14 protein-coding genes are annotated in these 12,287 nt (G+C 35.4%); 7 read left to right on the top strand and 7 right to left on the bottom strand.

Translation table 11 applies throughout. The annotated features are described in order from the left end of the window. The 4 genes from FH036_RS00870 to FH036_RS00855 form a co-directional block, all read right to left on the bottom strand. The gene (locus FH036_RS00870) at window positions 1–549 is read right to left on the bottom strand and encodes a DUF2179 domain-containing protein (RefSeq protein WP_000938438.1); all 549 of its coding nucleotides are present in this window, start codon (window positions 547–549) and stop codon (window positions 1–3) included. Between the two features lie 198 nt (window positions 550–747). Then, complete coding sequence (locus FH036_RS00865; RefSeq protein WP_070806549.1) at window positions 748–1,161, bottom strand: ATP synthase subunit I; 414 nt, start codon at window positions 1,159–1,161, stop codon at window positions 748–750. A gap of 52 nt (window positions 1,162–1,213) precedes the next feature. Beyond that, window positions 1,214–2,542, bottom strand: coding sequence for a hemolysin family protein (locus tag FH036_RS00860; protein WP_000402271.1), 1,329 nt, complete (start codon window positions 2,540–2,542; stop codon window positions 1,214–1,216). Between the two features lie 119 nt (window positions 2,543–2,661). Continuing rightward, the gene (locus FH036_RS00855) at window positions 2,662–3,069 is read right to left on the bottom strand and encodes a MerR family transcriptional regulator (protein ID WP_000285637.1); all 408 of its coding nucleotides are present in this window, start codon (window positions 3,067–3,069) and stop codon (window positions 2,662–2,664) included. 262 nt (window positions 3,070–3,331) lie between these two features. Here FH036_RS00855 and FH036_RS00850 point away from each other — a divergent pair, with 262 nt between their 5' ends. From FH036_RS00850 to FH036_RS00830, 5 genes are all read left to right on the top strand, one after another. Further along, a complete protein-coding gene (locus FH036_RS00850; RefSeq protein WP_139895168.1) occupies window positions 3,332–4,105 on the top strand; it encodes a glycosyltransferase family 2 protein in 774 nt (257 codons plus the stop codon). Window positions 4,106–4,219: 114 nt separating this feature from the next. After that, a complete protein-coding gene (rfbF, locus tag FH036_RS00845) occupies window positions 4,220–4,987 on the top strand; it encodes a glucose-1-phosphate cytidylyltransferase (RefSeq protein ID WP_001969081.1) in 768 nt (255 codons plus the stop codon). Between the two features lies 1 nt (window position 4,988). Further along, entirely contained in the window at window positions 4,989–6,044 is a 1,056-nt protein-coding gene (rfbG, locus tag FH036_RS00840) for a CDP-glucose 4,6-dehydratase (protein ID WP_139895167.1), read from the top strand. Window positions 6,045–6,056: 12 nt separating this feature from the next. Further along, the gene (locus tag FH036_RS00835; protein WP_000435753.1) at window positions 6,057–7,280 is read left to right on the top strand and encodes a class I SAM-dependent methyltransferase; all 1,224 of its coding nucleotides are present in this window, start codon (window positions 6,057–6,059) and stop codon (window positions 7,278–7,280) included. Then, on the top strand, window positions 7,277–8,200 hold the full coding sequence (locus FH036_RS00830) for an NAD-dependent epimerase/dehydratase family protein (protein ID WP_000723105.1): 924 nt from the start codon (window positions 7,277–7,279) through the stop codon (window positions 8,198–8,200). Before FH036_RS00835 ends, FH036_RS00830 begins: the two co-directional genes overlap by 4 nt. Here the strand turns inward: FH036_RS00830 and FH036_RS00825 are convergent. Both FH036_RS00825 and FH036_RS00820 read right to left on the bottom strand, forming a co-directional pair. After that, on the bottom strand, window positions 8,169–8,966 hold the full coding sequence (locus tag FH036_RS00825) for a glycosyltransferase family 2 protein (protein WP_139895166.1): 798 nt from the start codon (window positions 8,964–8,966) through the stop codon (window positions 8,169–8,171). The genes FH036_RS00830 and FH036_RS00825 overlap by 32 nt on opposite strands. A 38-nt stretch (window positions 8,967–9,004) precedes the next feature. Beyond that, entirely contained in the window at window positions 9,005–9,379 is a 375-nt protein-coding gene (locus FH036_RS00820) for an SH3 domain-containing protein (protein WP_000875272.1), read from the bottom strand. A gap of 201 nt (window positions 9,380–9,580) precedes the next feature. Here FH036_RS00820 and FH036_RS00815 point away from each other — a divergent pair, with 201 nt between their 5' ends. Both FH036_RS00815 and FH036_RS00810 read left to right on the top strand, forming a co-directional pair. Next, window positions 9,581–10,465, top strand: coding sequence for a DMT family transporter (locus FH036_RS00815; RefSeq protein WP_139895165.1), 885 nt, complete (start codon window positions 9,581–9,583; stop codon window positions 10,463–10,465). Window positions 10,466–10,576: 111 nt separating this feature from the next. Continuing rightward, window positions 10,577–11,593: a Gfo/Idh/MocA family protein gene (locus FH036_RS00810; RefSeq protein ID WP_138321508.1), complete on the top strand. Its 1,017-nt coding sequence runs from the start codon at window positions 10,577–10,579 to the stop codon at window positions 11,591–11,593. A gap of 146 nt (window positions 11,594–11,739) precedes the next feature. Here the strand turns inward: FH036_RS00810 and FH036_RS00805 are convergent, their stop codons facing one another. Continuing rightward, window positions 11,740–12,279 carry a hypothetical protein gene (locus FH036_RS00805; RefSeq protein ID WP_044793216.1) on the bottom strand — a complete coding sequence of 180 codons (540 nt, stop codon included), beginning with the start codon at window positions 12,277–12,279 and terminating at the stop codon, window positions 11,740–11,742. Window positions 12,280–12,287 lie beyond the last annotated feature (8 nt).

Here is a 12,287-nt window from a genome sequence, read left to right as displayed (position 1 = left end):
TTACGATGCATGTTCATCTTTCTTCTTCATTAACGCTCTTTTCTTCATCGCCTTCGTTAAATATCCGCCTTTAAATGAACGGATTTCATAAGAAGACATAAAGGCTTTCGGTGCAATTTCATTAATAATTTCTAACAGTTCTTTTTCTCTAGAGCGCTTTGCAACGATATCTAAGCGATAACGTATGGAATTAATACCTTCACCTTCAAATACGGTAACGCCAAATCCAGAGTGACGTAATTCATCTACTAATTCATTACAACGGTCTAGTAAACTAACTTGATACGTAATATAACCAATTGCTAATTTATTCTCTATATAACCGCCTAATAACAGTCCTGCACTAAAGCCAATGACATAGGCAACGATGTTCATCCAATTTGATAAATCTTGAAACACAATACCTAAACTGACAATGTAAATAGCTCCTTCTAACAATCCTACGCCAGCAGCGGATCTTGTTTGATTCTTTACAAGCAAAATCGTACGAATTGTTAAAATGGGAACGTAAATAATTTGAAGCACAAAAATAAGTAGCGCTTGTAACATTGGTATCCACCTCTTTCAAAAAGTCTTTTGTCATGATAACATACATAACCTTTAGAAATCGATGGGTTTTTAAAATTTTTTTTATTATTTTTCATACTATTGAAAAACGTAAAAAAGAAGCGTATTATATTTGTCGTTAATTTGGTTACTTGTATCATTTCAATAAAATAAAAAAGGAACCGTATTAGGTCCCTCTCATCATAGCTCTATGTTTTTCGAAGTATGTTCCCTTTTCTTCTCTTCTTCTTTCACTAACTGCATATTTGCATAAGCTAAATTCGCAATCATTAAAAAGTGACCACCTAAAATGCCTGTACCAAATGCCCACATTTCCATTTCATGCTCAATTTCATACATGATGATAGCTCCTAAAATGGCAGCTGCAAATCGGTTTAAAACTCCTAATCCAGGAGCCTTTTCTTTCATTACGATACTTTTCCCTATTTTCTCTATTCTGCGAGCTAATAGCCAAAGACAATATGCACTTACAGCTAATCCAATTCCAAACCCTGTTACTTGTTTTCCAAACGGAGTAATCGTCCACATAAGTAGTAAACCACTAAAGATCACATACAATTGTAATCGATATACACGTAAGGCTTCTTGAATCAAAATATCCGCTCCTAAGTTCTCATTTTTTGTACTTTAGAAGAAAAGCAGCAACTTACACAGTTGCTGCTTTCTCTTCTTCTTGTTCTTGTTCCATCTTACGAATTTCAACACGTTTAATTTGGTAAGCGTCTTTTTCTAACACTTTAAATTCATAACCTTCCGCCTCAACGTGTTGTCCTTCTTCGATTTCATGATTTTGCATCATAATCCATCCACCGATTGTATCCACATCATCTTCTTCAATGTGTAATCCAAATAAATCTTTCACTTCTGAGATAAGCACTTTTCCATCAACAATGATATGCTGCTCGTTCACATGTTGAATTGGTGGTGCTTCATCTTCATCATATTCGTCACGAATTTCGCCGACGATTTCCTCCAAGATGTCCTCAAGCGTTACAATTCCAGCTGTTCCTCCGTACTCATCATATAAAACAGCCATCGGAATTCGCTTCTTCTGCATTTGAAGTAATAAATCGTGAATTGGAGTTGTTTCCATCACTTCAATAATCGGACGCATATACGAGCGAATTGATGATAAATCTTTTTGATCCTCGGTCATATATCGAATAAAGAAATCTTTTACGTTGACCATACCGATAATATCATCTTTATCTTCTCCAAAAATCGGATAACGTGTGTATCGCTCATTTTGGATTACTTTCATGTGTTCTTCTACTGAATCTTCCAGGTAGAAACCAACGATTTCTGTTCGCGGTACCATAATCTCTTTTGCAATACGATTATCAAATTCAAAAATGTTATTTACATACTTGTATTCAGCCTGATTAATTTCGCCACTTTCATAGCTATCTGAAAGGATAAGGCGTAATTCTTCCTCTGTATGAGCTACTTCATGTTCTGAAGCTGGTTTTAAACCGAATAAGCCAGTTACAACACGCGCTGAACCGTTCAATACCCAAATAAATGGATACATTACTTTGTAGAACATCATTAATGGACCTGCCAATAATAACGTTACCCTTTCAGCCTTTTGAATTGCCATCGTTTTCGGAGCTAATTCTCCTACTACAACGTGTAAATACGTCATAATCATAAAAGCAAGACCAAATGTTAATACTGATGAAATAGAAGGGTTTAAGTTCCATTTCTCAAATAACGGGTGTAATAACTTTTCAATTGTCGGTTCACCTAACCAACCTAATCCCATAGCTGTAACTGTAATACCTAATTGACAAGCAGATAAATATTCATCTAAATTTGTTGTTACCTTTTTCGCTGCTAAAGCACCGCGTTTTCCTTCTGCAACAAGCTGATCAATACGACTTGAACGTACTTTTACAATCGCAAACTCAGCTGCTACGAAAAATCCAGTAAATGCGATTAAAATCGCAACCATGACTAAATTAAATATTTCCAATGAATCCCCTTAGTTAAAAAACTAAGGTGTCCACCTCCTGTATACTATAATGTTTTCTTATTTCTTTCTTAGAAAACATAGCCCGATACAAAAATTAAAGAGGTCGGATTTCACTTTTTCTATAATAATAGAGCAAGTGTCTGTATTAAAGCTGTCGTTTGACCAGATAAAGATTTCGATATTTTTTCACGTTGTGAATCAGTCAATCCATCTAAAAGCGGCTTTAACTCTGTTAACTCTGCTTCTAATCGATGAATATGGTCTGTCACTTCATTCACTTGTTTCGAAACGTGTTCATTGATACCGAGCAGCTTCTTCTTCTCCTCGATTTTCTCTTTAATCTCACAAAGCGGCATATGCATTTCTTTGCACTTCTCAATAAATTGTAATGTTTCAAATGCTGTTTCGTCGTAATAGCGATAATTAGATTGAGATCGCTCCGCTTTTAAGATACCTAGATTCGTATAATAATCAATCGTTCGTTTCGACACGTGAGCCATGAGAGCCAACTGTCCGATTCGATACACCTTCCCAACGATCTTCCCCCCTTGTTTATATTACTAACATCATACAATACATAAACTGTACAGTCAAACGTGACGGTTTATTATTCATAATTTATACAAAATTCCAAGACCCGCCCTATTATTATTCCATACAAGTAATCTACACTTATACAAGAAAATTACTAAACTATTACTTCATCACTACATTGTCTGCAACTTTTAACCTTTCTTATTAAAAAACATATCCTATTAATAATGATTGCTTGTATAGGAGATGATTAACATGAGAAAGACACTTATTTCTCATTTTTATAATGAAGAATACCTACTTCCATGGTGGCTTATGCATCACACGAAAATATTCGATCACGGTATTTTAATTAATAGAGGTTCTACAGATCGTTCAGTTGAAATTTGTAAATTATTTGCTCCCCACTGGGAAGTACGAGATTCAAGATTCCTTGAATTCGATCCCACTAATACTGACATTGAAGTAATGGAAATTGAAAGAGAAGTTTCAGGTTGGAAGATGGTATTAAATACTACAGAATTTCTTTGCTGTAACAATGTAGAAGAATTTTTCTCATCACTTCATACGTTAGGCCAAAATATGTATGCGATTAGAATGATTGTCATGATTGATAAGCATGATTACAATTATTCAAAACTAAGATATTCCATTCCTTTAGTAGAACAACGATACCATGGTCTTTTTCCTTATAAACCAGAAATCGGCTGCGCCTGGAGATTTATACACAATCATCTTGATGGCGCATATTTACCAGGCAGACATTTTACGCGGCATCAACATGTCGTTTATAACTCCCCTTCATTCATTTTCAAATTTTATTTTAGCCCTTGGAACGAACATACAAAGGCAAGAAAATTACAAATTACACCCACCCTTTCAAAAAAGGGCGTTCGAATGGGACTTCAAAAACAATATGGTCGGTCCTCTGAAGAACTCGAAGCTCGATTTTTAATGTTAACTAATGCAACACAGGATCTACGTAATCACCCTGAGTATCAACAATTATTCCCTAAATTCAAATCTTAATATTTCTCATCCGATCATGCTTCACACATTTTTACGCACTTAGTCAAAAACAAAACCATTTGTATACAATATGAATACTGTATATATTATAAATTTTTATTTTAGGAGGAAAAAATGAAAGCTGTTATTCTTGCTGGTGGATATGGGACAAGGATTGGGGAAGAAACACATTTAAAACCGAAACCTATGATTGAAATTGGAACAAAGCCTATTTTATGGCACATTATGAGTTTGTATAGCCATTACGGCATTACAGAGTTTATTATTTGCTTAGGGTATAAAGGATATGCAATTAAAGAGTTCTTTCTAAATTACAACTTACACATGTCAGATTTCACGATACATTTAAAGGATAATACAATTACTAGCCATTCTCATCGTGTAGAACCGTGGAAAGTTACACTAATCGATACTGGTGTAAATACAGAAACGGGAGGACGAGTGAAAAAGATTCAAAATTTTGTTGGAGACGAACCTTTCTGCCTCACTTATGGCGATGGATTAAGTAACGTAAATATAAAAGAACTTATTGCATTTCATAAAAAACATGGAAAAATGGCAACTGTTACCGCCGTACAACCTCCTGGTAGATTCGGTTCTCTCATATTAGATAAACAGTCTGTAACATCTTTTCAAGAGAAGCCACTCGGGGATGGCGGATGGGTTAACGGTGGATTTTTCGTTTTAAACCCTGAAGTTTTCAATTACATTAGTGGAGATAAGTCTGTTTTTGAAACAGACACTTTAGTTCAGTTAGTAAACAAAAACGAACTATCAGCATATCAACATACTGGTTTTTGGCATCCGATGGATACATTGCGCGATAAAAATAAATTAGTCGAGCTATGGGAAAGTAATAACGCTCCGTGGAAGGTTTGGTAATATGGCTTCTTCATCTTTTTGGAATAAGAAAAAAGTATTTATCACGGGACATACTGGATTTAAAGGCTCTTGGCTCACCCTTTTCTTAACTTCTTTAGGTGCAGAAGTAGTTGGCTTTTCTTCTCATCCCCCATCGATTCCTAATCTTTTTGAACAATGTAACGTAGCAAAAGAGTGCATAACAATTCATGGCAACATTACAGATTACGATTCTTTATTACACGCCCTAAAACATCATAACCCTGACATACTATTTCATTTAGCTGCCCAGCCAATCGTCACCACTTCATACAAAGATCCTATCGAAACATTTAAAACGAATGTTTTAGGCACTGTTCACGTATTGGAAGCTGCAAAACATATAGAAAGTATACGTGGCATCATTAATGTTACAAGTGATAAATGTTATGAAAATGACGGGAGCGGTAACCGGGCATTCGTGGAAATTGACCGGCTAGGAGGTTTCGACCCTTATAGTGCTAGTAAAGCTTGCGCTGAAATAGTGGCAACATCCTATCAAAAATCATTCTTCCACACTAATACTCAGAAACTCGCCTCAGTAAGAGCAGGTAACGTCATCGGTGGTGGGGATTGGGCAGAAGACCGATTATTCCCAGATGTCATTCGTGCATATTTACAAGATGGTACATTAACGATTAGAAACAAAAAGGCTATTCGCCCGTGGCAACACGTATTAGATCCTTTACACGGCTATATCCTTTTAGCTGAAAAACTTTGGACAGACGCTGCATATGCAGAAGCATGGAATTTCGGCCCGTTGAACGAACCTAACAGAACCGTTCATGATGTCATTCAATCTGTAATAAAATTATGGAATAAACAACTAACAATCACTTCCCCCCCTACAAACACTCCTTATGAATCGCCTGTTTTAACACTTGATAGTACAAAAGCAGTAACTAAACTCGGCTGGACTCCTAAGTTATCAACAGATAAGGCTATCACTTGGACTGTTGATTGGTACAAAAAATATGCATCTGGTGAAAATATCGAATCTTTCACGCGACAACAAATTGATGCATTCAAAAATTTATAAGGGGGCTATAAAATGGAACAGAAAAAATGCCGTTTTTGCCACTCATTACTCAGCAATACTTTTTTAGATTTAGGTGTTTCTCCTCTCGCTAACTCATTTGTTTCTCCAGAAAACTCATATAAAATGGAACCATTTTATCCATTGCACACATTTGTTTGTCACTCTTGTTTACTCGTACAATTAGATGAATTTGAATCTCCGCACAATATTTTTCATGACTATTTATACTTTAGCTCTTACTCATCAAGCTGGCTACTGCATGCTAAACAATATGTAGAAATGGCGATTAAGCGCTTCCGCTTAAAGAAACATTCAAAGGTGGTTGAAATTGCGAGTAACGACGGGTACTTATTACAATACTTTCAAAAAGAACATATCGAAACGTTAGGAATTGAACCAGCAAAAAATGTAGCAGAAATCGCTATCCAAAAAGGAATTCCTACTGAAGTGAATTTTTTCAGCAACGACTTAGCAAAAAAATTACCGCAAGCAGATTTAATCATTGCTAATAACGTATTAGCACACGTTCCGAACTTACATGATTTTGTGGCAGGTTTAAAAACGTTATTAAAACAAGACGGAACAATAACAATTGAATTCCCGCACTTATTAAATCTCATATCCTTTAAACAGTTTGATACGATATACCATGAGCACTTCTCCTATTTCTCACTTATAAGCCTGCAAAAAGTTTTATCTCACCATCATTTACAAATTGTCGATGTAGAAGAACTTGCAACGCACGGTGGTTCCTTACGTATTTTTGTAAAACATCATAGTGACGAATCAACTATCCATTCTAGTGTTACAAAATTAATCCAAAAAGAAGTGGATCACGGGCTAAATACATTAGATTGTTATCTCCTTTTTTCTAAACGCATCGAACAATTGAAAATAAATATTTTACAGTTTTTTATCGAAGCGAAAGCTTTAAACAAACAAATTATCGGTTACGGTGCGCCAGCTAAAGGAAACACCCTTTTAAATTATTGCGGGATAGGAAAAGAATTTCTAGCTTATACAGTAGATAAAAACCCTCATAAACAAAATCTCCTTCTACCAGGAACCCGCATTCCAATAAAATCTCCAGAAGAAATAAAACGTACAAAACCTGATTACATTCTTATACTTCCTTGGAATTTAAAAGACGAGATTATGAAAGAATGCTCTTTCATTCGTGAGTGGGGCGGCAAATTTTTAGTAACAATACCAGAAGTTGAGGTAATTGAGCCATGAAAAAAATCCTTGTAACAGGCGGTAGCGGATGGATTGGTAAATATGTTGTACATTCTCTTATTCAAAAGGGCTATGAAGTGCACGCCACTTACAATACAAATAAGCCTTCCCATCTTTCTTGCCATTGGCATAAAGTCAACTTACTTTGCGATGAAGAAGTAAAAAAACTCATTTACGACATGAAGCCTAGTCATCTCATTCATTTAGCTTGGGAAGCAGTGCCGCCAGCGTGTTATGTATCTATCAATAATTACTATTGGCTTACGTCTAGTATCTCATTGATTCAACACTTCACAACATGCGGCGGAAAGCGAGTCGTCGTTGCCGGTACTGGCGCAGAGTATGAATGGTTTAACGGTGTATTGTTTGAAGATTCACCGCTTCTTTCTTATAAAACCCCGTATTCATTATGTAAAAATGCACTACACTCCTGGCTACAAACGTACGCTGAGCAATCAGGCCTCAGCATGTGTTGGAGCCGTATTTTTCATATGTATGGCCCTCATGAACAAGGGAACCGGCTCGTTTCTAACATTATCACTTCTTTATTAAAAAATGAGGAGGCACTATGTACACATGGAAAACAATCAAGAGATTTCCTCCATGTGAGCGACGTCGCTCATGCTCTCGTAACGATATTAGAACACGACGTTACAGGCACAATCAATATCGCTTCTGGTCAATCTGTACAAATTAAAGAATTAGCATCTATCATTGCGAAAAAGATAGGAAAAGAGCACTTAATTAAACTGGGTGCAATCCCTTTCTCTAAAGATGAACCTTTATTTGTCGGGGTTCATGTAGAACGTTTAAAAACTGAAGTAAACTGGAAACCGACATACGATCTAAATACAGGAATCGAAGAAACAATTTCATGGTGGGAATCATTTATACAAAAGCATAACGGTACGCATCACTAAAACGTAAATCCTTCGTCCCTCTTGCTAATTCCTTATACCATTCTTCTAATCTTTCCAGCGTAATAATATGGTGTGTACCCATTCCCCCATGCTTACTAGCTTCAGAAAGAGTCGGACCAATTTGTAACTTTCTCTTTCTCATCGCATCGTTCCACGGACTAAATCCAAACCATAATATACAAGCAAGAGGGGGATAAATCATAGATTCATGCGCGGATAAATGTCTTCCAACTGTATAACTTCCGTGTTCATGATTATGAATAAATCTACCTCTTCTCCATAGCGGCCAATCTTCTGGTAAATAACCATGAAATCGCTGTTTCATTAAAGGGAGTCCAAAGTTAAGGTCCGGATAACTGTAGTTAGGATCATCAACCATAATAAGCCCTTCTAGCCAATACATCCTCCCTCCCAATTCATTTAGTAATTTCCAAAACTGATTTTTATCTTGCACACAAAGAAACTCAGTCGTATTTAAAATCATTTTCCATCCTTGTATTTCTTGTTCTACCCTCATCACTTCATGATCCGTCGCATATGCATCAAACTCTGGATTTACAGAATCTCGCACTTCCCAATGCGGTGCGAATTTCTTACAAATCTCCACCGAACGATCTGTTGAGCCTTTATTAATTAAAATACCATGATCAAACAGTTTCGTATGATGAGCAAGCCACCACGGTAATAAATACTCTTCGTTATAAAAATGAGAAATAACGGTTGTAGTTATAATAATCTCCTCTTTCTCTATTAATCTATTTTTCATCCTACAACCAATATACTCATAAACTAAAAATATGTTTCCTATATTAATAACCAAATAGTATTACTAATATTTTGTAAGTTTCCCTTCGGTACCCAGCCATCCTCACCACCTGTTTTTTCACACCAAACCCATCCATTCAATTCTTCTAATCCAATCAATCTTTCTCCAATACTTACATTTAATTCTTTGGCAGTATATTGTTTCGTAATGATTCCTACATCAGTTGTATTTTTCATTATAAGTTGCTCCGGAACCCATCCTTTCCGGTCATATTTCTCTTCGTGACAAAACATCCAGTTTCCCCAATTTTCAGGACCATCGTAACTCTCTATCATTTTCACTACATCCCCCTCTTCTAAGCGAATTGGATCAGGATAATTGCTAATATGTGATTTTATCACGATATATTTCATAACAGCCTCCAATAATCAGAAAATTAAGTTATAATATCATTATAACTTAAGAAGGGGGAATACACATGTACTACAACACTTCATTCGAAAACGATCAACCTGTAGGCCGTCTATAAACTAAGACGGGCATTCATATAACACGTGCACTATGCCTCGTCTTAGGGACTCATCATACCCTAAAAATAGACGGAGGTACTTTACATGAAACAAACAATTTTAGGAGCTATATGTTTATCACTAGCAGCTAGTATATGGGGCGGTATGTATGTTGTTAGCAAATATGTACTCGACTTTATCCCACCACTAACACTCGTTTGGCTACGCTTTATCATTGCTTTTGTTGTTTTGTATATGATTTTAAAAATTACTGAGAAAAAGCAAAAGAAAATAGTAACCATTCGTAAAAAAGATTGGCTATTATTCGCTTGGATTGGATTTATCGGATATTTCATTTCGATCACTTGTCAATTTATCGGAACAAAATTATCCGACGCTCATACAGGATCTTTAGTAACATCAGCTACACCTGCATTTATCGTTATATTTGCAGCGATCATTTTAAAAGAAAAACTAACCGCTCGTAGATTACTATCTACCATCATAGCGACAATCGGTGTCATTATCGTAATCGGATGGGATATTGAAATTGGCTCCTATTTTATCGGTACAATCATATTAGTTGGGGCAGCTATTACGTGGGCTTTACTATCTATTTATGTAAAAATTGCTTCAGCTCGATTTTCATCTTTAGTGATTACAACGTACGCTATATTCTTTTCACTCTTTTTTATTACACCTTTTATGGTATGGGAATTTCAATCAAACCCAATTGAACATATGACCCTATATGTAATATTAGGCGTACTTTATTTAGGAATCGTCTCAACTGCAGGTGCCTTTTTCCTTTGGAATAAAGGATTAGAATTAATGGACGCCAGCATTGGTTCCTTATTTTTCTTCTTCCAACCTATCGTCGGATCGTTGCTTGGTTGGTTACTATTAAACGAAACATTGAGCAGCAACTTTTTTATTGGTGGTATTCTTATTGTATGTAGTGTTTTTATTACTACTTTTGAAAAGAAATAATAATCTCATTCGAAAACACGATCATGCTATTCAATAATTGGGTCATGTTCTGTAGTAAAGAAATAGAAAAGAGAAGGATTACCGAATCAATAATTATAGGGAGGCTATGCAATGAGAGTAGGAATTATAGGAGGTGGCTTTGGTTTAACAGTTCAAGCACCTATAATAAATACTCATCCTAAGATGAATGTTTCTGCTGTGAGTACAATGATGCGTCATCAATTGCCAAAAGATTTATCTACCGGAGACAATTCTCCAGTTCATTATACAGACTGGACTAAAATGTTAGATTTAGAAGAGTTGGACCTTGTATTTGTTAGTTCTCTTCCGATTTATCATTTTGAAATGGTTAAATACGCATTAAACAAAGGTATAAACGTAGTATGTGAGAAACCTTTTACAATGAATAGTGTGGAATCAGAAGAGTTGCTAAGGCTATCTAAGGATTCTAACGCAAAGGTATTTATTGATTTTGAATGGCGCTATCATCCTGCTCGCCAAAAAGTTAAAGAACTTATAAGTGAAGTTGGTGACATCCTTCATTTTGAATATCATATTTCCGCCTCTCAATATCAAAAACTTCAAACTAACAAAAGTGGGTGGATGGGAGAAAAACAGAAGTTTGGTGGAATGTTAGGAGCTCTTGGAACACATATGATTGATTGTCTTAGATGGCTCATTCAGGACGAAATTATAACTATCAATAGTATCATACACACTCATGTCCCAGAGGGGCCAGGAGAACTCAGAGACTCTGATGATGCCTTTTTTATTCATGGTAAAATGGAAGGAAATTGTACCTTTTCAATTCAACTTATCTCAGGAATTCATCACGGATTTGGTTCAAACTTAAAAGTATTTGGAAATCTTGGAACCATTAACTTAATTGATGATAAAACATTGTTTTTTGGCAAAGCACGTGAAAACCTAGAAGAAATAAAAGTTGAAACATATGCCCAGACCATTCCAACTTTATCGTTAGAAGCAAAAGCTTATTATCCAGCATTTTATCCTTTTTTAGACAAAGTTTACGAGAATATTATTTTTAATAAATTAGATAGGGATTTACCAACCATTGTAGTTGGGCATGAAAATCAAATGATTATAGATCGTGTACTGTCAAATTAAATTTATTATTCAATAAAATGAATTAACTAATATAAGCTGAAAATATCTTATATCAAAAATTAAATAATATTATTTTAACCCCGTTCTAGATATAGGACGGGGTTATTATTGTATTAGGTTTTAAAAATTCCGTAATCTTTTTATAATTAAGAATCTCTGCCTGTTCGTATAATTGGGTCTTGATCATGAAAACCAATGCAAATTGGTATACTACTTTGCACAACACTACATGCACTTATAAAACTACATACCGTTCTAGCAATTAAATATAAAGTGATACCCATTGCCTTTTCATTTGTATCAAAACCGTTTTCAGCATACACATCTGCTAATTCTATACACTTCGGTCCCTCCACATCATATATCCATTCAGAAGCCCAATCATCATCCTCTTCTTCAAGCGCAGCATACTCCTCACAAATATAAAACTGACTATTCCACTCGTTATCAAGATCATACTCAAAATAAATCGCTTTTGCTTCTTCGTCAGTAGTCATTTCTACAGCTGCATCCAAACCTCCTCGAATACCTTCCTTATATGACTCTAAATCAATTGCTTTAATTCGTTCTGCATATTCTGCAGACGCTAACATGCTACAAATTTCAAAATACTTCAATTCTATTCTCTCTACTGATAACAAAAATATATCTTCTTGCATTTCTTCTAAATACTGAAACATATCCAAACTATTTC

Origin of the sequence: Bacillus sp. CD3-5 (assembly GCF_006349665.1) — a bacterium.
GTDB classification, from domain to species: Bacteria; Bacillota; Bacilli; order Bacillales; family Bacillaceae_G; genus Bacillus_A; species Bacillus_A paranthracis.
This window is presented reverse-complemented; position numbering and strand designations above follow the sequence as displayed.

Coding starts and splice junctions, on each gene's coding strand:
- rfbG (WP_139895167.1), top strand. CDS start 4,989: ATGGCTTCTTCATCTTTTTGGAATAAGAAAAAAGTATTTATCACGGGA.
- FH036_RS00815 (WP_139895165.1), top strand. CDS start 9,581: ATGAAACAAACAATTTTAGGAGCTATATGTTTATCACTAGCAGCTAGT.
- FH036_RS00825 (WP_139895166.1), bottom strand. CDS start 8,966: ATGAAAAATAGATTAATAGAGAAAGAGGAGATTATTATAACTACAACC.
- FH036_RS00870 (WP_000938438.1), bottom strand. CDS start 549: ATGTTACAAGCGCTACTTATTTTTGTGCTTCAAATTATTTACGTTCCC.
- FH036_RS00835 (WP_000435753.1), top strand. CDS start 6,057: ATGGAACAGAAAAAATGCCGTTTTTGCCACTCATTACTCAGCAATACT.
- FH036_RS00820 (WP_000875272.1), bottom strand. CDS start 9,379: ATGAAATATATCGTGATAAAATCACATATTAGCAATTATCCTGATCCA.
- rfbF (WP_001969081.1), top strand. CDS start 4,220: ATGAAAGCTGTTATTCTTGCTGGTGGATATGGGACAAGGATTGGGGAA.
- FH036_RS00810 (WP_138321508.1), top strand. CDS start 10,577: ATGAGAGTAGGAATTATAGGAGGTGGCTTTGGTTTAACAGTTCAAGCA.
- FH036_RS00850 (WP_139895168.1), top strand. CDS start 3,332: ATGAGAAAGACACTTATTTCTCATTTTTATAATGAAGAATACCTACTT.
- FH036_RS00830 (WP_000723105.1), top strand. CDS start 7,277: ATGAAAAAAATCCTTGTAACAGGCGGTAGCGGATGGATTGGTAAATAT.